This window comes from Mesorhizobium sp. M8A.F.Ca.ET.208.01.1.1, assembly GCF_004791315.1.
Lineage (GTDB): Bacteria > Pseudomonadota > Alphaproteobacteria > Rhizobiales > Rhizobiaceae > Mesorhizobium.
Map to the genome: position 1 here is coordinate 408686 of NZ_SRUT01000004.1, position 23440 is coordinate 432125.

23 protein-coding genes and 1 pseudogene are annotated in these 23440 nt (G+C 64.5%); 11 read left to right on the forward strand and 13 right to left on the reverse strand.

The genetic code is table 11. The features are described 5' to 3' along the window. Positions 1 to 114: 114 nt before the first annotated feature. From EN851_RS21585 to rpsP, 4 genes are all read left to right on the forward strand, one after another. Entirely contained in the window at positions 115 to 1068 is a 954-nt protein-coding gene (locus tag EN851_RS21585) for a type II CAAX endopeptidase family protein (RefSeq protein WP_135930008.1), read from the forward strand. A gap of 291 nt (positions 1069 to 1359) precedes the next feature. Next, a complete protein-coding gene (gene ffh, locus EN851_RS21590; protein WP_135883771.1) occupies positions 1360 to 2964 on the forward strand; it encodes a signal recognition particle protein in 1605 nt (534 codons plus the stop codon). A gap of 8 nt (positions 2965 to 2972) precedes the next feature. Further along, positions 2973 to 3314, forward strand: a complete 342-nt coding sequence (locus EN851_RS21595) for a chorismate mutase (protein WP_127279013.1) — start codon at positions 2973 to 2975, stop codon at positions 3312 to 3314. Between the two features lie 64 nt (positions 3315 to 3378). After that, entirely contained in the window at positions 3379 to 3780 is a 402-nt protein-coding gene (gene rpsP / locus EN851_RS21600) for a 30S ribosomal protein S16 (RefSeq protein ID WP_127279014.1), read from the forward strand. A 76-nt stretch (positions 3781 to 3856) separates the two neighbouring features. On the opposite strand, the gene EN851_RS21605 is transcribed toward rpsP, so the two are convergent. From EN851_RS21605 to EN851_RS21615, 3 genes are all read right to left on the reverse strand, one after another. Continuing rightward, positions 3857 to 4120 carry a YMGG-like glycine zipper-containing protein gene (locus EN851_RS21605; protein ID WP_127279015.1) on the reverse strand — a complete coding sequence of 88 codons (264 nt, stop codon included), beginning with the start codon at positions 4118 to 4120 and terminating at the stop codon, positions 3857 to 3859. A 122-nt stretch (positions 4121 to 4242) separates the two neighbouring features. Further along, positions 4243 to 4653, reverse strand: coding sequence for a DoxX family protein (locus EN851_RS21610; protein ID WP_135930009.1), 411 nt, complete (start codon positions 4651 to 4653; stop codon positions 4243 to 4245). Positions 4654 to 4756: 103 nt separating this feature from the next. Further along, a complete protein-coding gene (locus tag EN851_RS21615) occupies positions 4757 to 5662 on the reverse strand; it encodes a bestrophin family ion channel (RefSeq protein WP_135930010.1) in 906 nt (301 codons plus the stop codon). A 176-nt stretch (positions 5663 to 5838) separates the two neighbouring features. Here EN851_RS21615 and EN851_RS21620 point away from each other — a divergent pair, with 176 nt between their 5' ends. Next, the gene (locus EN851_RS21620) at positions 5839 to 6246 is read left to right on the forward strand and encodes an ACT domain-containing protein (RefSeq protein WP_135930011.1); all 408 of its coding nucleotides are present in this window, start codon (positions 5839 to 5841) and stop codon (positions 6244 to 6246) included. A gap of 2 nt (positions 6247 to 6248) precedes the next feature. On the opposite strand, the gene EN851_RS21625 is transcribed toward EN851_RS21620, so the two are convergent. The 3 genes from EN851_RS21625 to EN851_RS21635 all read right to left on the reverse strand — a co-directional run bounded on the left by EN851_RS21625 (position 6249) and on the right by EN851_RS21635 (position 8226). After that, positions 6249 to 6701 (reverse strand): GNAT family N-acetyltransferase, encoded by a 453-nt coding sequence (locus EN851_RS21625; RefSeq protein WP_135930012.1) that lies wholly within the window; start codon positions 6699 to 6701, stop codon positions 6249 to 6251. Positions 6702 to 6895: 194 nt separating this feature from the next. After that, positions 6896 to 7930, reverse strand: a complete 1035-nt coding sequence (locus tag EN851_RS21630; RefSeq protein ID WP_127279020.1) for an aspartate-semialdehyde dehydrogenase — start codon at positions 7928 to 7930, stop codon at positions 6896 to 6898. 107 nt (positions 7931 to 8037) lie between these two features. Beyond that, positions 8038 to 8226, reverse strand: coding sequence for a hypothetical protein (locus EN851_RS21635; protein ID WP_135863479.1), 189 nt, complete (start codon positions 8224 to 8226; stop codon positions 8038 to 8040). Positions 8227 to 8571: 345 nt separating this feature from the next. Here EN851_RS21635 and EN851_RS21645 point away from each other — a divergent pair, with 345 nt between their 5' ends. Further along, positions 8572 to 10440 (forward strand): DEAD/DEAH box helicase, encoded by a 1869-nt coding sequence (locus tag EN851_RS21645; protein ID WP_127872776.1) that lies wholly within the window; start codon positions 8572 to 8574, stop codon positions 10438 to 10440. Between the two features lie 33 nt (positions 10441 to 10473). Here EN851_RS21645 and EN851_RS21650 read toward each other — a convergent pair whose 3' ends face one another. Beyond that, positions 10474 to 11919, reverse strand: coding sequence for a glycosyltransferase (locus EN851_RS21650; RefSeq protein ID WP_135930013.1), 1446 nt, complete (start codon positions 11917 to 11919; stop codon positions 10474 to 10476). 139 nt (positions 11920 to 12058) lie between these two features. On the opposite strand from EN851_RS21650, the pseudogene EN851_RS21655 reads away from it, so the two are divergent. The 3 genes and pseudogenes from EN851_RS21655 (at position 12059) to EN851_RS21665 (ending at position 13803) form a co-directional block, all read left to right on the forward strand. Further along, positions 12059 to 12768: pseudogene (locus EN851_RS21655) on the forward strand (DUF805 domain-containing protein). Between the two features lie 158 nt (positions 12769 to 12926). Then, entirely contained in the window at positions 12927 to 13355 is a 429-nt protein-coding gene (locus EN851_RS21660; RefSeq protein WP_135883758.1) for a polyketide cyclase, read from the forward strand. Continuing rightward, positions 13348 to 13803: a MarR family winged helix-turn-helix transcriptional regulator gene (locus tag EN851_RS21665; RefSeq protein ID WP_135863487.1), complete on the forward strand. Its 456-nt coding sequence runs from the start codon at positions 13348 to 13350 to the stop codon at positions 13801 to 13803. The genes EN851_RS21660 and EN851_RS21665 overlap by 8 nt, the downstream gene beginning before the upstream one ends. A 13-nt stretch (positions 13804 to 13816) precedes the next feature. Here the strand turns inward: EN851_RS21665 and leuB are convergent, their stop codons facing one another. The 3 genes from leuB to EN851_RS21680 all read right to left on the reverse strand — a co-directional run bounded on the left by leuB (position 13817) and on the right by EN851_RS21680 (position 15991). Further along, positions 13817 to 14920 carry a 3-isopropylmalate dehydrogenase gene (gene leuB, locus EN851_RS21670; RefSeq protein ID WP_135930014.1) on the reverse strand — a complete coding sequence of 368 codons (1104 nt, stop codon included), beginning with the start codon at positions 14918 to 14920 and terminating at the stop codon, positions 13817 to 13819. Positions 14921 to 15244: 324 nt separating this feature from the next. Further along, positions 15245 to 15595, reverse strand: a complete 351-nt coding sequence (locus EN851_RS21675; protein WP_127276575.1) for a VOC family protein — start codon at positions 15593 to 15595, stop codon at positions 15245 to 15247. Positions 15596 to 15607: 12 nt separating this feature from the next. Then, a complete protein-coding gene (locus tag EN851_RS21680; RefSeq protein WP_127276581.1) occupies positions 15608 to 15991 on the reverse strand; it encodes a RidA family protein in 384 nt (127 codons plus the stop codon). Positions 15992 to 16255: 264 nt separating this feature from the next. On the opposite strand from EN851_RS21680, the gene EN851_RS21685 reads away from it, so the two are divergent. Further along, entirely contained in the window at positions 16256 to 19687 is a 3432-nt protein-coding gene (locus EN851_RS21685; RefSeq protein WP_135930015.1) for a tetratricopeptide repeat protein, read from the forward strand. Positions 19688 to 19861: 174 nt separating this feature from the next. Here EN851_RS21685 and EN851_RS21690 read toward each other — a convergent pair whose 3' ends face one another. The 3 genes from EN851_RS21690 to leuD all read right to left on the reverse strand — a co-directional run bounded on the left by EN851_RS21690 (position 19862) and on the right by leuD (position 22777). Further along, complete coding sequence (locus EN851_RS21690) at positions 19862 to 20866, reverse strand: L,D-transpeptidase (protein WP_135930016.1); 1005 nt, start codon at positions 20864 to 20866, stop codon at positions 19862 to 19864. A 315-nt stretch (positions 20867 to 21181) separates the two neighbouring features. Next, positions 21182 to 22117, reverse strand: a complete 936-nt coding sequence (locus EN851_RS21695; protein ID WP_135930017.1) for a hypothetical protein — start codon at positions 22115 to 22117, stop codon at positions 21182 to 21184. 54 nt (positions 22118 to 22171) lie between these two features. Then, positions 22172 to 22777 carry a 3-isopropylmalate dehydratase small subunit gene (gene leuD / locus EN851_RS21700; protein ID WP_127276567.1) on the reverse strand — a complete coding sequence of 202 codons (606 nt, stop codon included), beginning with the start codon at positions 22775 to 22777 and terminating at the stop codon, positions 22172 to 22174. Positions 22778 to 22930: 153 nt separating this feature from the next. Here leuD and EN851_RS21705 point away from each other — a divergent pair, with 153 nt between their 5' ends. Beyond that, complete coding sequence (locus EN851_RS21705) at positions 22931 to 23356, forward strand: GNAT family N-acetyltransferase (RefSeq protein ID WP_127276565.1); 426 nt, start codon at positions 22931 to 22933, stop codon at positions 23354 to 23356. Positions 23357 to 23440 lie beyond the last annotated feature (84 nt).

The window sequence follows — 23440 nt, forward strand, 5'->3', positions numbered from 1 at the left end:
GGCCAGCGCCGGGTGTCGCGGCCGCCAGTTTGCGCCTGTCCCTGCTGATATCGATTCCGATTCCCGAGGCCATCGGCTAGATCAAGCAGCTATGGATTGGGATCGAGGACAAGCGTGACAATCGACGACACTGCCTTCGAGCGGTATCGCAACAGCCCGAACGCCAGGACGACCTTGCCGCGCCTGTTGCTGGGAACGCTGATCGTCGTCCTGTTCTGGGGCGCCACCACCGCGGCGGTGCTGTTCGGCGGCAGCCATGTTTACTTCGCCTGGCAGGCGGCGGCTTCGCCATACGGCATGGAGGGCTTCCTTGCCTCGCCGATCGGCATCCTCAGCGCGCTCACCTCTTTCGGCGGGATCTGGATCGGCCTGTGGATCGCCATGCGCTGGGTGCATGGCGAGCCGCTGTCGGCCCTCCTCGGCACTGGCCGCCGCGTATCGCGACCGGACTTCCTCAAGGGGCTGATCGCGGTGCTGATCACCTCGGCTTTGTCCGAAATCCTGCTCTATCTGCTGGAGCCGGGGATCGCTCGCGGCACGATCAGCCTGTCGTCCTGGCTGTTGTTCGCGATCCCGATCGTCGCGCTCGTCTTGCTGCAGACCTCGTCGGAAGAGGTGCTGTTTCGTGGCTACCTGCTGCGCGGCCTGGCCAACCGGTTCCGCAACCCTTTCATCTGGGGGCTGCTGCCCGGCCTGCTGTTCACCTCGCTGCACTGGAGCGGCGGCTCCTCGGCCGCCATCAACGCCTGCGTCCTGGTCTCGATCGCCGCTTTCGCGCTGCTTCTGACGCTCGTGGTCTATGCCACCGGCAATCTCGGCGCGGCACTTGGCGCTCATCTCGGCAACAACCTGACCGGCTTCCTGCTGATCTCGCATCAGGAGAGCTACAATTCCTTCGCCTTGTTCACCGCCAAGCCGCTCGAAGGGCCGGGCTGGATGATGTCGGATGCCATTCTCATTGCCCTCATCGGCATCGCCTGCAGCCTGCTGACGATTGTCTTGCTGCTGCATCCGCGCTCGCCGCTGAGGGTTACGGCCGAGGTTACGGACGGCGCGGGTGCGGCCTGATCGCGGCCCGGGAACGGCGTGACGCGGGCCTTGCCTTGACTCTCGCGCCGATTTCCTGTCTACAGCCCCCGAATTCCGCGACGAGTATCCCTCCGAGCAAGCCGACCAGGACGCCGAAGCCTCTTTGAGGCCAAGTGCTGTAAACAGATCCTGGAGGCCAACACCCGGCAGCGCTGTGCGCCCCCGGGTGCTTTTTGGTTTTGGGCTTTTGCTTGGACTGGCTTTTGCTTGGAGACTGGGCGCGAACGCATTACCTCTCGGGTCGAATGAACCGGGATCGAAGGAAGCAAGATGTTTGAATCGCTGCAGGAGCGCCTTGGCTCCATCCTGAACGGCCTGACTGGCCGCGGCGCGCTGTCGGAGGCTGATGTCTCGGCGGCGTTGCGCGAGGTGCGCCGTGCGCTGCTCGAGGCCGACGTGGCGCTGGAAGTGGTCCGCTCCTTCACCGACAAGGTGCGCGAGAAGGCCGTCGGCGCGGCGGTGCTCAAGTCGATCAAGCCGGGACAGATGGTCGTCAAGATCGTCCATGACGAGCTGGTCGACATGCTCGGCGCCGAGGGCGTCGCCGTCGATCTCAACGCGCCGGCGCCGGTCGTCGTCATGATGGTCGGCCTGCAGGGCTCCGGCAAGACGACGACTTCGGCCAAGATCGCCAAGCGCCTGACCGAGCGGCAGAACAAGAAGGTCCTGATGGCCTCGCTCGACACGCGGCGCCCCGCCGCGCAGGAGCAGCTGCGCCAGCTCGGCGAGCAGGTCAAGGTCGCGACGCTGCCTGTGATATCAGGCCAGAACCCGGTCGATATCGCAAAGCGCGCCGTGCAGGCGGCCAAGCTCGGCGGCCATGACGTCGTCATCCTCGACACCGCCGGCCGCACCCATATCGACGAGCCGCTGATGGTCGAGATGGCCGACATCAAGAAGGTGTCGAGCCCGCACGAAATCCTGCTGGTCGCCGACTCCCTGACCGGCCAGGACGCCGTCAACCTGGCGAAAAGCTTCGACGAGCGCGTCGGCATCACCGGCCTGGTGCTGACCCGTATGGACGGCGACGGCCGTGGCGGCGCCGCGCTTTCGATGCGCGCCGTCACCGGCAAGCCGATCAAGCTGATCGGCACCGGCGAGAAGATGGACGGGCTGGAGGAATTCCACCCCAAGCGCATCGCCGACCGCATCCTGGGCATGGGCGACATCGTCTCGCTCGTCGAGAAGGCGGCGGAAAACATCGACGCCGAGCAGGCGGCGGCGATGGCCAAGAAAATGCAGTCGGGCAAGTTCGACCTGAACGATCTAGCCCAGCAGCTTCAGCAGATGTCGAAAATGGGCGGCATGGGCGGCATCATGGGCATGATGCCCGGCATGGGCAAGATGAAGGACCAGATGGCCGCGGCCGGCCTCGACGACAAGATGTTCGGCCGCCAGCTCGCCATCATCTCCTCGATGACCAAGGCCGAGCGCGCCAATCCCGACATGCTGAAACACTCGCGCAAGAAGCGCATCGCCGCCGGCTCCGGCACCGATGCCGCCGAGATCAACAAGCTGCTCAAGATGCATCGCGGCATGGCCGACATGATGAAGGCGATGGGCGGCAAGGGCAAAGGCGGCGGCTTGATGCGCGGCATGATGGGCGGTCTTGCCTCCAAGATGGGCCTCGGCGGCATGATGCCTGGTGGCATGGGCGGCATGATGGGCGGCGGCATGCCCGATCTGTCGAAGATGGACCCCAAGCAGCTCGAAGCCTTGCAGAAGCAGGCGCAGGCCGCCGGCCTCGGCGGCATGAAGGGCTTGCCCGCCCCGGGCGGCGCTGGCCTGCCGGGCTTGCCCGGCGGCATGAAACTTCCGGGGCTGCCCGGCCTTGGCGGCGGTGGCGGTCTGCCGGGTCTGGGCAAGAAGAAGTGAGGACAAGGATGAACGAAGAAAAGGACATGGCCGACGCCCGCATCATCCTGGCCGGCTACCGCGCCTCGATCGACAACATCGATGCAGCCCTCATCCATATGCTGGCCGAGCGCTTCCGCTGCACCAAGGCGGTCGGCGTGCTCAAGGCCGAGCATGGCCTGCCGCCAGCCGACCCGGCGCGCGAGCAGCAGCAGATCGCGCGTCTCCGCCAGCTGGCGCATGACGCGCATCTCGACCCCGATTTCGCGGAGAAATTCCTCAACTTCGTCGTCCGCGAAGTGATCCGCCACCACGAACAGATCGCCGCTTCGAGCAGCGGCGGGTCAAAAAACTCGCTGCCAACGGCGTGACGAAAACCGGCTGATGACCAGCCTCGATTAATCAACGAAATCAGAGCTTTTAGGAGAAAAGAAAATGGCACTGAAGATCCGACTGGCCCGTGCGGGCTCGAAGAAGCGTCCTTACTACCACGTCGTCGTCGCCGACGCCCGTTCGCCCCGCGACGGCCGGTTCATCGAGTCGCTCGGCTCGTGGAACCCGCTGCTGCCGAAGGACGGCGAGCGCATCAAGGTCGACGCCGACCGCGTCAAGCATTGGCTGTCGCACGGCGCCCAGCCGACCGACCGCGTGCTGCGCTTCCTCGACGAAGCCGGCCTTGCCAAGCGCGAAGCCCGCTCCAACCCGAAGAAGGCCGAGCCCGGCAAGAAGGCGCAGGAACGCGCCGCGCTGCTGAAGAAGGCCCAGGAAGACGCCGCTGCCGCCGTCGCCGCGGCCACTGCCGCACCGGCCGAAGCGGAAGCCGCCACGGCGGAATAATCGCTTCCTATTCCTTGTGGAAACAGAACGGCGGGCCTGTGCCCGCCGTTTTGCTGTGTTCAATCTTGGTCGCCGATCAATAGCCGCTCGGGCAACGATCGACATAGGTACGACCGTAGCGGTCGCGGTACCGGCATTGGCCGCTTTCGCTGGCATGGCCGATCAGCGCCCCGGCCACCGCGCCGACAGCGCCGCCGACGACTGCGCCCTGCACCGGGTCACCAGCCACCGCTGCGCCGACCGCGGCGCCGCCAAGACCACCGACGGCCGCGCCTTTCTCCGTTTGCGAACAGGCGCCGAGCGCCGTCGTCAGCACCAGAATGGTCAGGATTTTCTTCATTTGTCGTTCCTCTCACATGCGGGTCGCCGTCTCGCCGCCAAGGGCTTAACTCTCAGGCGGCTAATTTGATCCCGAGAGAATCAAGATCGCCATGGCAGCCAGCAGCGGGTGGCGCGGAACTGCTATCGGCTGAGCGGGATCAGAGCGCGCACCCTGGGATCGCGCAGATAGAGGCCGCCCCACAGGATGATGCCGAGATAAACGCCGAACAGCGTGTGCGAAAACAGCGGATTGCCGATACGCGCATTGGTGGCGATGGCGCCGCCCATATAGGCGGTGAGCAGGATGGCGCCGAGCACGGAGGTGCGCGGCAGTGCGTAGAGCGCGGTCGAGACCAGGCCGATAGCACCCAGCATGCGCGCGACGTTGGCGTCGGCCGGCCAGCCGAGCGGCACCATCGTCTGGGTGACGATATCGAGCGGCGGCAGCTTGATGGCGCCGTCGAAGATCATGAACAGGACGATGAGGCCGCTGAGCACGCGGCCGGTCCACAAGGCGCCGGATGAGACGGGCGCGATTTCGGAAATGCTCATTGGTTTCCCTCCGGTTGGTCAGCCCCTTTTCAGCGGGGTCGAACCAAGGACGTGCCGTGAGGCGTCGGTCCGACAAGTGTCCGGATTCTTTGACGCTGCGGCCTTACGAAAAATAGAACTTTTCGGCCGGCAGCATCTTTGGCGGCGTTTCGCCCAGGGCCTCGAACACAGAGATTTCACAGACCCGGCACAGGCCGTCGAGCGCGAGGTCGTTGGCTTCGGTGCCGAACGGATCCTCGAGTTCTTCCGAAAGCGCGTCGAGGCCGAAGAAGGTGTAGGCGATCAGCGCGGTGAACAATGGCGTCGCCCAGCCGGTGGTCGAGATCAGGCCGATCGGCAACAGCAGGCACACGATGTAGGCCGTGCGGTGCACCAGCAGCGTGTAGGCGAAGGGCAAGGGCGTGCCGGCGATCCGCTCGCAGCCGGCCTGGATGGCGGTGATTGATGCCAGCCTCTCATCCAGGATGCGGAAACCAATCGTGTCGAACTCGCCAATTTGGCGCTGCGCGTTGGCACGGCGGCCCATGCGCCTGACCATCTCGTCCGCCGGATTGGCGAAACGCGCCGCCGTCTCGGCTTCTGCCTCGATGAAGGCACGGACGTCCTTGACGCTGTCGATCCTGCGCAACTGGCCGCGCAGGAAATGACAGAAGGCCAACGCCTCCATCAGCAGGGCGCGTTGCTCGGTCCGATCGGGGATGAGGCTGGTCGTGGCGCGGGCCAGATTGCGGATTTCGAAGACCAGCGCGCCCCACAGCTTGCGCGCCTCCCACCAGCGGTCATAGGCGGCGTTGTTGCGAAACGACAGATAGATCGACAAAGTCACGCCGACCAGGCCGAAGGGTGTGATGTTGAAGACGCCGAGATCGAGCTGGAACCAGCGCGCCAGGACAAGGATGACCGCCGAATAGATCGCGAAGCCGAAAATCTGCGGCAGGATGCGTGGCACCACCGAGCCGCGCATGATGAAGAACAACTGCAGGAAGGTGGGGCGCGGGCGAACGATCATTCGGAGCCTTTCACGGGCCGGCGTCGGCCCTCAGATCCTCTATTGTGCGATGCGCCAGATGCGCAAGCGCAGCCGCCAACGACATCGCCATGTCGTCCACACGGTGTGCGGACTACCGGTGTGTGCTGGTTGCGGATATTGAGAAGCCCGCGGCCGTCCCGATACAGGCGAGAAAAATGACCGGCGAGACCGATCTGAGGACTCTGTTGGCGTCGATGACGCCGGAATTGCTTGATGGCACCTATGTCTTTGCCACGCTGAAGCCCGGCATTCCGCGGCCCGAAGGCCTGGAGCCGGTGATGGTGTTTCGCGAGCGCGAAGGCACGACCCTGATCGTGACCGAGGAAGCCGCGCAGACCATGGGGCTGGCGGCCTCGTTCCGCTGCCGGATGATCACGCTGAACATCCACTCCTCGCTGGAAGCGGTCGGCTTCCTTGCCGCCATCACCGCGCGCCTCGCCGCCGCCGGCATGGGCGTCAATCCGGTCTCGGCTTTTTATCACGACCATCTGTTCGTGCCGGCCGAGCGGGCGGAAGAGGCGATGGCATTGTTGCTCAGGCTGGCGGAGGACAGCGCGACCTGAAATCAGCGCCTGCGGACATAAAGAATGTCCGGCAGCCCTTCCTCGTTGGTCGTGCCGTCGCCGAACGCCTCCGCCTGGAACCCATGGCGCTCATAGAACCGCCGGGCGCCGGTATTGGCCTGGAAGCAATGGAGTTTGACTTGAGGCAGCGCGGCGGTCGCGTCCATCAGCAGCCGGCTGCCGATGCCTTGCCCGGTCGATGCCGGGTCGAGATAGAGCTGTTCCACCCAATCGCCGATGACGGCGATGAAGCCGACAATGTCGGCGCCGTCCTCAGCGACCGTGACCTGCTGGTTGGGCAACACGATATCGCGGATGAAGGCGAGGTCCTCGGCCGGGGTGTGAATGACCGGCATCCAATCGAAGGAGTTGAGCGCCGCCCGAAATATTCTGGCGATGGCGGCTGCATCGGAAGCGACGGCCGGGCGCAGAGCAATTTTGGCGCTATTAATCATACCAAGCCCCGCGACGAAAGCGGATTTCGCGGCCGGCGCCGCCCCTCATCCGCCTGGGCACCTTCTCCCCGTATAGTGACGGGGAGAAGGGAGCTAACGGCCGAAGGCCGAGCCCGCGACCGCGGGCAGCGGTCGTCCGGCGCCCCCGCGGAGGGCCAGCCGCGGCAGCGGCGGTGCGGCCCGTGAGCGAAAAATTATGCCGCCTTCTTCTTCGGCTGGATCAGGCCGCGCTCGACCAGCAGCTCGGCGATCTGCACCGCGTTCAGGGCCGCGCCTTTGCGCAGATTGTCGGAGACGATCCACATCGACAGGCCGTTGTCGATGGTCGAATCCTCGCGGATGCGCGAGATGAAGGTGGCGTCCTCGCCGGCCGATTCCAGCGGCGTGATGTAGCCGCCGTCCTCGCGCTTGTCCAAGACCTGGCAGCCCGGCGCCTCGCGCAGGATGTCGCGCGCCTCGTCGGCGGTGATCGGCTTTTCGAACTCGATGTTGACCGCTTCCGAATGGCCGATGAACACCGGCACGCGCACGCAGGTCGCCGTCAGCTTGATCTTGGGGTCGAGCATCTTCTTGGTCTCGGCGACCATCTTCCATTCTTCCTTGGTGGAACCGTCGTCGAGGAAGACGTCGATATGCGGAATGACGTTGAAGGCGATGCGCTTGGTGAACTTCTTGACGTCGACCTGGTCGGCGACGAACACCGCGCGTGTCTGCGTGAACAGTTCGTCCATGCCTTCCTTGCCGGCGCCCGACACCGACTGGTAGGTGGCGACGACGACGCGCTTGATGGTGGCGGCGTCATGCAGCGGCTTCAGCGCCACGACTAGCTGCGCCGTCGAGCAGTTCGGGTTGGCGATGATGTTCTTGCGCGTGAACAGCGAGATCGCGTCCGGATTCACTTCCGGCACGATCAGCGGCACGTCCTGGTCGTAGCGGAAGGCCGACGAATTATCGATGACGACGCAGCCCTGCTTGCCGATCTTCGGCGACCATTCCTTGGAGACGTTGCCGCCGGCCGACATGATACAGATGTCCGTGTCGGAAAAATCATACTGGTCGAGCGGCCTGACCTTCAGCGTGCGGTCACCGAACGACACTTCCGTGCCCATGCTTCGCCGCGAGGCCAGCGCCACGACTTCGCTGACCGGAAAGCCGCGCTCTTCCAGTATGTTGAGCATTTCCCGGCCCACATTGCCCGTGGCGCCGACGACTGCAACCTTGAAACTCATAGAAATCTCCTGTCCCTCTCCGCTTGGTTTTTGGAGAAAACCCGCCGGCCAAGTGCGGGTTCCGTCCCCCGGGCCGGACCCGGGAGAGGGTGGTTAGGCCAAGGGAATCACACCGTTTTGGTGGTGGTTTTTTTGGCCATGGTTTTGCTGGAACGAGCGGACGCGCCGACACGCCCGGCCCAATGGTTCACATTGAGGCTGGGGGCATCGAATGCAAGATGAGCCATCAAAAGGCCGCGCATCGAAAAACGATCCCGTTCGAAGCGGGCTTTTACGCGGTTTCGATAAAGAGTCAATTGGCGCGCCCTTCCTTCTCCCCGTCACTATACGGGGAGAAGGTGCCCGAAGGGAGGATGAGGGGCGGCGCTGACGTTGGCAGATAGCTCGTCCGGAGTGAGCCTCCTCGCCTTACCTATCAGCATTCGCGCCGCCCCTCACCTGCCTGCCGGCACCCTCTCCCCGTATAGTGACGGGGAGAGGGGCGCTCCCGCCAGCGGTTTCGCCAATCGCCGTGCTACGCAGCACCCTGTACAAGAAGGGCGGCAGGAAGTACGAACGGCCAAGATTGTTCGGCTGGCGCGGCGCCAGCCCCGTCATGTGCTCCATGATGAGCGCAGAACCCTGAATTCCGAAAGAACGAGATGTCCAACTTCGATGGTATTGTTCCCGCGCTGGCCCAAGCGCTGGAAAAACGCGGCTATTCCGACCTGACGCCGGTGCAGAAGGCGGTACTGGAACTCGGCCAGGCCGACGCGCTGGTGTCGGCCCAGACCGGCTCGGGCAAGACCGTGGCCTTCGGCCTTGCCATGGCGCCGACGCTGCTCGACGGCGCGGAACGGTTCGGCCCGGCCGCGGCGCCGCTGGCATTGGCGGTGGCGCCGACGCGCGAGCTGGCGCTGCAGGTGACGCGCGAGCTCGAATGGCTCTACGAGCCGACCGGCGCCACGGTGGCGTCCTGCGTCGGCGGCATGGACATGCGCACCGAACGGCGCGCGCTGGAGCGCGGCGCCCATATCGTCGTCGGTACGCCCGGCAGGCTGCGCGACCACATCACCCGCAATTCGCTCGACATGTCGACGCTCAAGGCCGTGGTTCTCGACGAGGCCGACGAGATGCTCGATCTTGGCTTTCGCGAAGACCTCGAATTCATCCTCGACGCCGCGCCGGCCGACCGTCGCACGCTGATGTTCTCGGCCACCGTGCCGCGCTCCATCGCCACGCTCGCCCAGGGCTATCAGCGCGATGCCGTACGCATCTCGGCCGCCGGCGAGGAAAAGCAGCATCTCGACATCGAGTACCGGGCGCTGAATGTCGCCCAGGCCGACCGCGAGAACGCCATCATCAACGTTCTGCGCTTCTACGAGGCCAAGAACGCGCTGGTGTTCTGCAACACCCGCGCCGCCGTCAACCATCTGACCGCGCGCTTCAACAACCGCAATTTTTCGGTCGTGGCGCTTTCGGGCGAGCTCAGCCAGAACGAACGCAGCCACGCGCTGCAGGCGATGCGCGACGGCCGCGCCAAAGTCTGCATCGCCACTGATGTCGCGGCGCGCGGCATCGACCTGCCCAACCTCGAGCTGGTGATTCACGCCGACCTGCCGACCAATCCGGAAACGCTCCTGCACCGCAGCGGCCGCACCGGGCGTGCCGGGCGCAAGGGCGTCAGCGCACTGATTGTGCCGGGCAGCGCCCGCAGGCGCACCGAGCGGCTGCTGCAAAGCGCCAAGCTGACGGCGACATGGGCGAGCCCGCCCTCGGCCGACGACGTGATGCGGCGCGACGACGAGCGCATCCTTGCCGATCCGGCTTTCGACGAACCGGTGAAGGATGACGAGCGTGCATTCATCGACGCGCTGCTCGCCAGGCACGGCGCCGAACAGGTCGCGGCCGCCTTCGTGCGCCAGTGCCGCTCCAGCCGCTCGGCGCCCGAGGACCTCATGGACGTCGCGCCGTTCACACCTTCGCGCGAAAGACTGGCGGGCGAGAAGTTCGCGCACCGCGACGAGGCGCCCAGCCGCCGGGACGATTTCGGCGCCAGCGTCTGGTTCTCGCTCTCGGTGGGGCGCCGGCAGAATGCCGAGCCGCGCTGGCTGATCCCGATGCTGTGCCGTGCGGGCAGCATCTCGAAGCGCGAGATCGGCGCCATCAAGATGCAGCCGGAAGAGACGTTCGTGCAGATCGCCGCCGACTGGGCGGACCGGTTCGTGGCGGCAATCGGCCCCGACCGCAAATTGCAGGGCACCATCCTGGTGAAGCGGCTGGACGGCACGCCGGACCTGTCGCGGGCCGGCTATCAGCCGCCGAGCCCGGACAAGAAGCCGCATCGCGGCAAGGCGCCGTTCGATCCGAACGCGCCGAAGCGCAAATTCGACAAGCGTGCTCCGGCCTCGGTCGACCAGCGCCCGGCCGCCGCGCATGAGGCAAAGCCGTGGGCGAAAAAACCCAACAAGCCGAAATTCGAAAATACCGGCGCGCCGAAGCACAAGAAGACGAAGAAGCGACCGTCGTAAGACCGACGCGATGGCGGGGCCGCTGATTTCGCGTCAGGGTGCGGCAGTCTCGGAATGCTGGCGGGCCGCGCTCTCCTTCAGGCCGGCCTTGATGGCGGCCCAGCTTGCCGATGCCGGCGTCGGCCGGTGGTTTTGGGCGATGCGCCCCGCCAGTGCGGATCGCCAGGCATGGTCTTCCGCCATTTTGCGGATCGCAGCGTACCAGCCGGCCTGGTCGTCGGGGTCGATCGCCGGCATCATTCCGCCGGTCGCCTCGATCAGTGACGGCGCGGTCGAGACGATGACCGGAACGCCGAAATCGAGACATTCCGAAGCGCCGTAGCCCCAGCCCTCTATATGCGAGGGAAAGACGCCGAAAGCGGCGCTGCGATAATAGCCGATGAGCTCCTCGTCGCTGACCAGCCCGGTGAACGTGACCGACTGGAGCAGCTCGGGATGCGCCGCGAGATAGGCGCGCAGCGGCTCGATCATCCAGCCCCAGCGCCCGGCGCAGACAAGCCGCGGCAGTTTTACGCCTTCTTCCAGCGCCTGCTGCCAGATCCGCGCCAGCAATATGTGGTTCTTGCGCACCTCGATGGTCGAACAATAGATGACGAACGGTTCGCCGGTCTCGATGCGCGAGGTCGCGCCCATGCGCGAAGCGGTTTCGTGCAGGATCGAAGGCATCGGAAAGCGGTACACCACAGGCGCGGAGACGCCGGCCTTGCGCATGTGATCGGTCAGCGTCGCGCCAACCTCGTCGGAAGCGCAGAACGCCGGCGCGCCGCTGCGCACCAGCTGTTCGAGATAAGAGCCGAAACGGGTTTCGCCGATGCCCGAACCGACCAGGTCCGGGCGCAGCGCCGGGATGAGATCATGGCAAAGCAAGGCAAGCTTGCCGGCGGCGCTTGAAACCGCGGAGCGGTCTTGCTGGGTCAGGACATGATGGCTGATCAGCACCAAGCCCGGCTCCAGCTCGGTGCTCCGGCCCGGCGCATCGGGCTCCACGCGCAGCCGGATCCGTGCCCGCTGGTACAGGCGATAGGCGCGGATCAGCAGCTGCGTCGCCTGGTAGGCAGCCCCTTTGCGGCCGCTTGTCACCGTCTTGGCAAGATGGCGGTCCGTCTCGCGCTTGTTCCATGGCTGTTGCCTCACCGCAGCCAAAGCCTGCGACAGGGCCGTGCGACTTCCCGGCCACCGTTTGGCGCGGTGCGGTGAAATCCGGCCCGTCGCGACGTGATCCAGTTCATAGGGGGCAAGCGGCCGAAACTTGCCCTCGTTCGGCCTGAACGCCACCACCTCCACGCAAGGATCGGGATCCGCCAGCGCCGCGTTGACGAGAAAGCTCTCCACGCGCGGAATGCCCGCCAGGCCCTTGCCGGCCGGCCACAACATCAGCCCGGTGGCGTCGATGGCCAATGTGGGGGAGGCCGATGTCGAAGGCGTCGCGGTCTTACCGTCCTCGATCACAGCGCCGGCATCGGAACGTTCGACTGTCATTGTCTGCTTTGGCGAAACGGTTGCACTCGATGTCTTATGCTTCATTTGCCGGGGAAGCGGTAGCCTGGGAACACGGCTTGCCCCCAGGCTCAGCCCTGTGCCACACCTTCACTGGGACGCGGCGACAAGCGGGTGGGTCATGCGCGGCGAAGTGCTTCACTACGACGAGGTCCAGGGCTTCGGTTTCATCACCGGAGCCGATGGCAACCGCTACACTTTCACCCGGGAGAACCTTCGCCGGCAAACCACGATGCCCACCGGCACGCTGGTCGAATTCCAGGCCAGCGGCGGCCAGGCGCGTGACGTTTTTTCGATCTCCGCCCGGGCGGCCAGCCCGGCCGCCGACGCCGGCGCAAGTCCCGCACCGGCTCAAACTGGTCCCGCGCCTGCGGCTGCCGCATCGCACGCGCAGCATTTCGGCCGGATGTCCGAGCCAACCGAACCCAGTGATCTCTGGAGCTATTTCTGGCGTGGTCTGACGCAGAACTACTTCAACTTCGCCGGCCGCGCCCGCCGCAAGGAATATTGGGGCTACTGCCTGTTCTGGATGGTCTGCCTGCTGATCATCTTCGCATCGGCATCTTCACCGATATCGAGATGGGCAATTTCGACACCGACGTCTCGGCGGCGGTCACCGTTGGCTTGTGCGGCACCTTCCTGCTGGCGACATTCCTGCCCGGCCTCGGCATGACCGTACGCCGGCTGCACGACATCGGCCTGTCGGGCTGGCTCTATCTGCTGATCCTCATTCCGAGCATCGGCAGCCTGATCATCCTGGTCTTCGCGCTGATCCCGACGCAGGAGCGGGAAAACCAGTGGGGTCCGGTGCCGGCTGGTGTCAGAGTCTAGCCCAGCACGCATATTGCGAAGGATTAAGTCATTCCCAGGATCCCACCGTGGGGCCAGAGGTCATCATGGCTGAAGATTTCTCTTGCATTTTAATCTGTGCACAGATAGTCTGTGCACGGATCGAAGGATCGATCACGCAAGACGGATGGAGCAAGACGATGTGGACCAATGAATACACCGCGACTTCCCCGCTTCCGGCGCAAGCCATCTGGAACGCGCTCAAGGCATTGCATGAAGGCCGCCTGACCTATGAGGGCTCCGACACCTTCGTGCTGCACGGGCCGTTCGCCAAGGGCACCCGCGTCTCGGTGACACCGGTCGGTCAGGACACATTCGAATCGGTCATCGTCGATCTCGTCGACAACGTGACCTATGCCGACGAAACCTCGTTCGGCGACACGACGCTGCTGTTCCGGCACACGCTGGTGCCGGTCGAAGGCGGCACGCAGGTGACGCACCGGCTCGATATCTCGGGCCCTTCGGCCGCCGAGGTCGGCCCGGAACTCGGGCCGCAGATCAGCGGCGATTTCGACGTCTCGATGGCCAAGCTGTTCGAGCAAGCGGAGGCGTTGGCGAAGAATGGCTGACGGTCAGGATTTGAACACCCGCTTCAGCGGACCTTCGGAGAGCCCCGGCTTGTTGCTCTGGCGAACCACCATGCGCTGGCAGCGCGTCATGACGGCGGCGCTGGCGCCGCTCGACCTGACGCATGTCCAGTTCGTGCTGCTCGCATCGGCGATGTGGCTCGGCCGCGATGGCGAGCCGCCCAACCAGGTGCAGCTCGCCGCCCAGGCCGGCACTGAGGTGAAGATGACCTCGGATGTCGTCGCCCGGCTGGAAGCCAAGGGATTGATCGCACGCGAGGCTGATCCCCGGGATTCCCGGGCCAAGGTGATCCGCGTCACATCAGCCGGGGCGGCGGCGGCGCAGCGCGCCATTGTCGCCGTCGAGGCCGCCGACGCGGCCTTCTTCGAACCGGTGGACGAGGCGAGGCTCGTCGGCCTGCTGCGTCAGCTTGCCGGCGAGATCCGCTGAGGCCGAACGAGCGTTACGCCAGGAATTTGGCGATGATCGCGTCACCCATGGCAACAGTGCCAACCTCGGTCATGCCGGGGGAGAAGATATCCTTGGTGCGCAGGCCCTGGTCGAGCACGGCGGCGATTGAAGCTTCGAGCTTGTCGGCTTCATCGACCATGCCGAAGGAATAGCGCAGGCACATGGCGAAGGAGGCGATCATGGCGATCGGGTTGGCGATGCCCTTGCCGGCAATGTCGGGCGCCGAGCCGTGCACCGGCTCGTAGAGCGCCTTGCGCTTCTTGGTCTTCACGTCGGGCGCGCCGAGCGAGGCCGACGGCAGCATGCCGATCGAGCCGGTCAGCATGGCGGCGATGTCGGACAGCATGTCGCCGAACAGATTGTCGGTGACGATGACGTCGAACTGCTTTGGCCAGCGCACCAGCTGCATGCCGCCGGCGTCCGCCAGCATATGGTCGAGCTTGACGTCGGAATAGCGCGCCTTGTGGGTCTGGGTGACGACTTCGTTCCACAGCACGCCAGACTTCATGACGTTGCGCTTTTCCATTGAGGTGACGTGGTTCTTGCGGGTCCGCGCCAGCTCGAAGGCGACGCCCGAAATGCGCTCGATCTCGAACGTGTCGTAGACCTGCGTGTCGATGCCGCGCTTCTGGCCGTTGCCGAGATCGATGATCTGCTTGGGCTCGCCGAAATAGACGCCGCCGGTCAGCTCGCGCACGATGAGGATGTCGAGGCCTTCGACCACTTCCTGCTTCAACGAGGAAGATGCCGCCAGCGCCGGATAGCAGATTGCGGGCCTGAGATTGGCGAACAGCTCCATGTCCTTGCGCAGGCGCAAGAGTCCGGCCTCGGGGCGCACCTCGTAAGGCACCGCATCCCACTTCGGCCCGCCGACGGCGCCGAACAGCACCGCGTCCGCCGCCATCGCCTTTTCCATGTCGGCATCGGAGATCGCCGCGCCATGCGCATCGTAGGCACAGCCGCCGACAAGGCCCTCTTCGGTGACGAAGCCGCTGCCGAGCTTTTCGTTCATCGCCGCGATCAGCTTCTTGACCTCGGCCATGGCCTCGGGGCCGATGCCGTCGCCGGGGAGCAGGAAAAGATGCTTCGTTGCCATGGAGAAAACCGTCCCAGAAAGATTTGAACCGCGGCCTTGCTAAACGCCAAGTGGTTGCAGCGCAAGCCGTATCGGGGAGGGAGAACGCCGCGATGCGAACAAGGGCATCGTCGGCGATCCTTCGCGCCCCCCTCTGTCCTGCCGGACATCTCCCCCACGAGGGGGGACATTGGCTATCATATCGGCCTTCGCAAATGTCAGGCGTTTACAGATAGCGCCGTTAGCAAAGCTGCCGATCTCCCCCCTCGTGGGAGATGCCCGGCAGGGCAGAGGGGGGCGCTGCCCCGCCGGGATGCCCAAGTTACTGCCCCATGGAAGATGCCATCACCGGTGCGAGAGAATGTTGACCAGCCGGCCAAGGGGATCGCGCACATAGAAGCGCCGCACGCCCCAGGGTTCGTCGGCAGGCCCATATTCGATGGCGAAACCGGCGGCCTGCATCGCTTCGAGCGCCGCATCGACATCGTCGACTTCGATCGACAGGTCCGGCACCGGCGTGCCGGACCCGCCTTGCGCCATGAAGCTGACCTGCACCTGCATCGTCTCCCCGGAGCCGTAGGTTGCGATCCAGCCCTGGTCCATGAGCAGATCGAGGCCGAGCACATCGTGGTAGAAACGGCTGGCCGCCGCCGCGTCCCGTGTCTCGATATTGGCCACGATGCGCCGGACCTTCATCGCCTTGGTCTCTCAGGCGGTACGCCGCAGCGCCGTCACCTCGATCTCGATCTTCATTTCCGGTTTGTTCAGCTGGCACACGATCATCGTCGCCGCCGGCCTGATGTCGCCGAACGTCTCGCCGAGTATCGGGAAGACGACATCCACGAAGGCCTGATCGGTGATGTAGTAATGCGCCCGCACCACATCCGCCATTTCGAAGCCGCCATCCCCGAGCGCCTTGCCGATCGTCGCCAGGCAGTTGCGCGTCTGCGCCTCGACCGTCTCCGGCATCGTCATGGTCGCATAATCATAGCCGGTCGTCCCGGACACGAAGCACCAGTCGCCCTGCACCACGGCACGCGAATAGCCGGCGGTCTTTTCGAAGGGTGAGCCGGTGGAGATGAGTTTGCGCATGAGGAGCCTCGCCATGATTGCAACCATTCTGTGGCGAAAACGCCGACCCTGCCATGGGCCAATACGAATGGATCGGCAGTGCAGAATCTGTGGCGTCGACGTGCCCGCCCTGTCCGCCTCCGCGCCCTGTTGGCCTCCGCGAGGACGGGAATCCGTGAAGTATGCCGCCATTGCAATTTCTGCTTGCATTCCGGAACAAAAACAGAACTAATATGAAACAGCCGCGAGACCCGTCGCGGCAGCTCCGGGGGGAGGATCAGAGCCATGTCAGGCGGCACCGACGCGCTTGCGCGCGCATTCGTTGGTTCTTTGCGCGTCTGGCTGTCGTTGGCTGGGATGGGAGCCATTATCGGTCTCGCCACGCCGGCGTTCGCGGCCGGCGCCGACCATGCAACCTGTTTCAGCCGTGGCAAGGTCGACCCCGACCAGCGGATCGCTGCCTGTACCCGAGCGATCGCGCTAACGCCGGGCGACGCCGGCCTCTATGTCAATCGCGCCAAGGCTTTCAGCAGGAAAGGCGAGCACGACCGCGCCATCGTCGACTGCGACGAAGCGATCGAGATCGACCCCGCCAACGCAAGGGGTTACGGCGTGCGCGGCATTGCCTGGCAGGACAAGGGCGACCACACCCGCGCCATTGCTTCGTTCGACGAGGCGATCCGGCTGGACCCGGCAAATTCCGCTTTCCGCTTTAACCGCGCCAAGAGCTGGGGCTTGAAGGGCGACTATGCCCGGACTCTCGCCGATCTGGATGAAGCGATCCGCCTCGACCCGGCCGACGCCCAGGCTTACCGGGTACGCGGCATGACGATGGCCCGGATCGGCAAGGCAAAAGAAGCATTTGCCGATCTCGACAAAGCCATCTCCTTGAAGCCGACCGATCCAGGGTCTTACTTTATCCGGGCATTGGTCTGGAAGACGATCGATCCCGACAAGGCCATCGCCGATCTGGACAAGGCCATCGCGCTCGATCCGGCCAACCCTAAATACGCCGAGGAAAGGCTGAGCCTCCAAGCCACCCGACGGCCCCCCGACCCCGCGCCCAGTCCGGCTTATGAAGCAGCCGAAGAGCCTGCCGCGCCGCGCGTATACGAGCCGCTTCAACTCTACCCCAGGAAAGAGGACCATTCCGAGCGCGTTGCCTGGGAACTGAAGCGGGGATTGGAGCAGCAGGTGCAGGGCTACGTCGCCGGCGCAATCGAAAGTTTCAGCTCTGCCATTCAGCTCGATCCCTACAATGCCGAGGCCTTTTACGATCGGTCGCTCGCCGAGGCATCGCAGGGCAACTACGCCGCTGCCGCCAATGATTGCCGACGCGCCGTTGAGCTGGACCCCGGGCGCGCGGGCTCGTGCAACGAGCATGCGCCCGGCGCACCGGACCAGTCGGCAGCCGGGAATGTGAGGGACCCGGCCGCCGCAAAAGTCCTGGTCGAACGCGCTGAGGCGCGGCTGGCGGATTATAGCGTCGGTGGCGCGCTTCTCGATCTTTCCAAGGCGATCAGCCTCGACCCTAACAATGCCGAGGCCTATCTCGTACGCGGCCGCGCTAGGGCGCTGAGTGGCGACAAGGCCGGCGCCGCGGCGGATTGCCGGCGCGCCGTCGAACTCGATCCGCGGCGGGCTGGAATCTGCGACAAGCAGGTCACGGGCGACAGCGTCGAATTGGCGCCACCGACGGACGCACCAGCGGCGGAGCCCGAGAAGCCGCCATCGGCCATTCCGGAGATGACGGCCGCGCAAGGCAAGGCGCTGACAGAGAGGGCGCTGGCCGCAAAGGATCCGCGCGCCCTGGAGGCCGTCCTTGGTGGCGACGCCTTTCTCGACATGGGCAAGTATGACCAGGCGATCGGCGCCTACGACAAGGCGATCGAGCTCGATCCCGAAAACCGCTTTGCCCATTTCGGCCGCGGCCGGGCCTGGGCCGCCAAACGCGATTACGGCAAGGCGATCGCGGACTACGACAAGGCCATACGGACCAGTCCCGACTTTGGCGCGGCGCTTTCGCACCGGGGTCTGGCCAAGGCCACCTCGGGTGATGCCGATGGTGCGCTTGCCGACTGCGGCCGCGCCGCCGACCTCGACCCGAAGGCGCGCGACGCCTTCTACTGCAAGGGCGTGGCCTGGCACGCCAAGGGCGACGCCGGGCGTGCGATCGCCGCCTATTCCGTCGCGATCGGGATCGATGCGAAGGATGACGCCAGCTATTATGCGCGCGGCATGGCGCGGGCCGACCGGAAGGACTATGCCGGCGCCGTCGTCGACTTCGACGAGGCACTGCAGCTCGACCCCGGCAATCCCGACTATGCCATCGCCCGCAAGGCGGCGGCCAACGCCGGCCGGGAGCCAGCGGCGAAAGCCAAGGCCGCGGCAACCAAGCCCGCCGGCCAGGCGCGAACCAAGATCGTCGAGGACGCTATCGAGCAGGGAACGATCTGGCGCGCCCAAAATCAGTTCGACCGGGCGATCGAGCAGTACGACATAGCGGTCGCCGCCGACCCATCCAATGCCGGCGCCCACACCTTGCGCGGCTTCACCTATGCTTTGAAAGGCGACCCCGACCGGGCCATGGCCGACTACGACAAGGCGACAAAGCTCGATCCAAAGTCGACCGACGCCTATTTCTACCGTTCCGCCATCTGGCTGCAGAGAGGCAAGATCGACCGCGCCATCGCCGATCTGAGCACCATCATTTCGTTGCAGCCGGCCAATGCCGACGCTTATGTGCTGCGCAGCCGGGCCCGCGCCGTGAAACACGATTGCGATGGCATCATCGCCGATTCGACGGAGGTGATCCGACTGCGGCCAACGGATGCCGAAGCATGGTTCAATCGCGGATTCTGCTGGAACAGGGAGCAGCGATACGACCGCGCCATCGCCGACCTGGATGAGGCTTTACGCCTTGATCCAAACCACGCCAATGCCAGCAAGGAGCGCGACGATGCGGCCATGGCGAGAGCGGCAAACAAGCAGGCGCCAACGACAGGGGGCGCGGCGGCAACGACGCGCGACATCAAGAAGAGTGGCATAGCCCTCTACAACAAGGGTCGATACGACCTTGCGATCGCCAAATTCGATCAGGCGTTGGCGCTCGATTCCAACGATGCCGAGGCTTTCTTATATCGCGGTCTCGCCTGGGGGCAGAAGGGCAATTACGATCGCGCCATAACGGACTACGGCAGCGCGATTGCGCTCGAGCCAAAGAACGGCAGCTATTATTCCGCCCGTGGCTTTGCCTGGACCGCCAAGAACGACCACAAACGTGCCATCGACGATTTCAGCAAGGCGATCGAGTTCGATCCCACCTACCCCCTGCATTTCCACGCTCGGGGGATCAGCCGGATGACCATAGGCGATTACGACGGCGCCATAGCAGACTATGACGAAGCCATCGGCCTTAGTCCGGGCGTCGCCAAAATGCGTGTCGATCGCGGTATCGTCTGGATGGCCAAGGGCGATGCGAAGCGCGCCCTGACGGATTTCGACATGGCGATCCAGATCGATCGGAACAGTCCGGGCGGCTACTTCGGCAGAGGTCTGGTGCAGGCGCGCGCGGGCGATCATGACGGCGCGATCGCCAATTTCACTCACGCCATCAAGCTCTACCCCAACTATGCCGATGCCTACACTTTCCGGCGCCGTTCCTGGGAGGCAAAAGGCAATCACAAGCGTGCCGAGGCAGACCGCAAGAGGCGCTGAGCCTGGGAGCAAATTAAAGCTTGTCCGATCGGGATTGCAAGCAGTTCCGGCTGGCCCATGGCCGGCTCCGAGCGGTACACGCCGCTATGGATTTTGACGTTGAAGACCTCGTGCGCCGGCTACCGTGAGGTGCTCTGCGGCACCGGTTCAGGGGTCTGCATTGCCCGCCATGCGTCAGCCGGGTTGGTCCTTGGCCGATTCAGCCGTTTCTCCGGTGAAGACAACCCTTGTGCCTTTGTGCACCTCAAGGGCGAGATCTTCGGCATCCCAATTGGTCAACCTGATGCAACCATGCGAAAAGGTCTTCCCGATCTTGCCTGGTTCGGGCGTGCCGTGAATCCCGTAACTTTCAATGGACAGATCGATCCAGACCGATCCGACAGGATTGTTAGGTCCGGCAGCGATGGTGAAGGGCCTTTTGGTTCTTACCCCCTTGAAGGCGAAGTGGGGATCATAATGATAGGTGGGATTGTGGACCACGCGCGTGACTTGTGCCTCGCCGCTCGGCGCCGGCTTCTCTTCGCTTCCAATCGAGGCGGGGTAGACCGCAACCACTTTGCCGGAATTGTCGAGAACGCGAACTTCGCGCGCAGCCTTGTCGACTTCGACGCTGGCAACGGCTGAGGACGGATCGCCTCGGGCGATAGCCGGCACCAGCAACTTTGCGCCCGTCGTCCTGAAGCTGATGCCCGGGTTGAGCCTTCGCAGCAATTGTTCGCTGATGTGGAAGCGCTCTGCGATCCGTTCCAGCGAACTGCGATAGCCGAGGCTGCGCAGGTGAGCCATTCTCTCCATGCTGGCCGGAATGCGCTTGGTGAACGGTCCACGCACGTCCTTGCGCGTCAGCTCGTAGTTCACAAGAACCGCGCCTTGTGAGGTTGCGACCAGCTTGTCCCAGGTCTCCCGGTTGAGCTTGCCATCGGCGGGCAGAGCGTTGGCCGCCTGAAATGCCCGCACCGCCTTGGTGAAGTTCTCCGCCTGGTGGCCGTCAATGAGGCCCGGCGAGAACCGCGCGCGATCCAAAAGGATCTGTGCCTTCAGCACGGTCGCGTCGACGCCCTTCGTTGCGGCGTCGCCGAATTGAGCATTGTTGACGGTGGCTGCGTCCAGCTTTGCCGCCTCTGTGGCGCCAGCCGCGAAGGCGAACAAAACAAGCGCCAGAAGAACGAGTCTGACCATCAATGTTACTCCAGGCACTGCCGCGCGAAGCTGCTTCTATGACGCCGCGCGGCCGATCTGGTTCCATTTGTCCCAGCGAATATCGCCGTTGAGTCTGGTTGGGCAGAAGGCCATCCTTGATCTCCGTGCCGGCGACCGGCGGCGCTCAAAGGAAAGAACGGCGTATAAACCGCGGTCCCGCGCGTCGGCATCCGCGGTGGCCGCATGTGGTGCGAATTTGACCTGCTTGATCGGCTTGGCGTCTGATTCGCCTGCTGCGTAGAAACAAAGGGACAGAGACTGGAGTGCGCCGTGTTTTCGCCGGAAATGCCCCGGTTAGTTCGCCGACCCCAGCGCCTTGTCCAGCGCTTTCTTCACATCGGCCGGCCATGTCGCCACCGGCGGCCAGGCGTTCGGTTGGCCATTGTCGCCGCGACGGGCGAAGTAGAGCTGGTGCTTGGCCGGGTCAACCGCCATGAAGCCGTCATTGCCGCCGCAATCATGCGGTACGCAGCCGCTGGCGTAGAAGGCGCCGGACGCGGTCTTTTCCGTGCCGCCGCCGACCAGCAGGCTGGTCGCCATGTCGGGCATGTCCTTGCCGAGCAGTTTCTGGGCTTCCTTGTAGACGGCCTCATTGTGGAAGGCGTCGATGATGTTGTCGTATTTCGACGGGTCGATATCCTTCCAGTCCGTGCCGGGCTCCGGCATGTAGGCCAGATTGCCCGAAATGGTCAGTCCGCTCGCTGGCGACCATTGCAAAGCCGGCTTTTCATCGCCGGGCAAAAGATACGGCACGAAATAGATGGCGTTGTCGGACACCGCCGAGGGCGGCGCGCCGCACTCGTCCTGCTCGACCGTGATGCTCTGGATGGTGCCACCCTCCGGCTTCCAGACGATCACCTTGGCCGGGCCGCACTGGTTGCCGCCATCGCCGACATCGACCAGCGCCACATTGACGTCGCCGATCTTGACGATCTTGTCGAAAAAGACGTCATAGTTGCTGGCCAGCTGTTTGCCGTCATAGGACAGCACCTTCTCGCCGTCCTGCTCCGGCTGCGTGATGGTGAGTTGGCCGCCTTCGAACGGGATCGGCGCCTGCTTGTCGTCCTCGGAAGCGTCGGCAGCGTTCGTTCCCGTGTCCTGGTCGGTGGCTGGCTTTTCGGCCGCCGGCGCCTGCTCCGCGGCGGGCGTCTGGGTCTGGGTTTGCGCAAACGCGGTGGGTGCCAACAACAAGGCCACCCCGCAGGCGCCGGCCAGAAGCTGGTGTCTCATGACTGTCCCTCCCTCAGTCGCGTCCCGGCCCGAAAGGCCGGGCCTATCGGCCGCTCAGGCCCAGGGGCGCAGTTCGGCGTTCTTCTTCTCGAACGAGGCGATGGCGCCGGCCTTTTCCATGGTCAGGCCGATGTCGTCGAGCCCGTTGAGCATGCAATGCCGCTTGAAGTCGTCGAGATCGAAGGTCACGACGCCGCCGTCCGGGCCACGGATTTCCTTGGCTTCGAGATCGACCGACAGAGTTGCGTTGGAGCCGCGCGAGGCGTCGTCCATGAGCTTCTCCAGGTCCTCGGGGCTGACGGTGATCGGCAGCACGCCGTTCTTGAAGCAGTTGTTGTAGAAGATGTCGGCGAACGAGGTCGAGATGACGCAGCGTATCCCGAAATCGAGCAGCGCCCATGGCGCGTGCTCCCTGCTCGAGCCGCAGCCGAAATTGTCGCCGGCGACCAGGATCTGCGCCTTGCGGTAGGCCGGCTTGTTGAGCACGAAGTCCGGATTTTCCGAACCGTCGTCCTTGTAGCGCATCTCGGCAAACAGGCCGGTGCCAAGCCCCGTGCGCTTGATCGTCTTGAGATAATCCTTCGGGATGATCATGTCGGTGTCGACATTGACGATCGGCATGGGGGCGGCGACGCCGGTGAGCTTGGTGAATTTTTCCATGGCTTTGGCCCGTGTTTTCGTTGCGGGGGATTTTCTGGAGCCCGGTTTACACAAAGCCGCGGGCAAATAAAAGGCAGCTGTTCGTGCGCGCCGGCGCCAGGGTGCCGACGAAACGGCTTCGAATTCACCGCCCGATGGTGCACTCTGGCTGTGATGGCAGAAAATTCCCACGTCCTCTACGCCCGCGAGGCATCGCTCGATACCGCGCAGTTCCGCCGCGTGCTGGCCGAATCCGGCCTCGGCGAAGTCAGGCCCGTCGATGACGAGGCCAGACTGAAGGCGATGCTGGAGGGCGCCGACCTGATCGTGACCGCCCGTCTCGACATGGAAGGCAAGCCGCTGATTGGCGTTGCCCGCTGCCTGACCGACTTTTCCTGGGTCTGCTACATCTCCGACCTCGCCGTCTCGGCCAAGGCGCAGGGACTTGGCATCGGCAAGGGGCTGATGGACGAGGTGGCCCGGCAGCTCGGACCGTCGGTCGCCATCAGCCTGATTTCGATGCCCGATGCCGTCGGCTTCTACGAACGCATCGGCATGAAGCGCATGCCGGACGCCTTCTGGATCTCCCGCAAGCGCTGATTCTTTATCTGCCGCGATCTATCCGGTCGCCAACGGCGTGCGATCTTGCCGCTTGACATGCAACCAAATGGTTGCATATTAGAG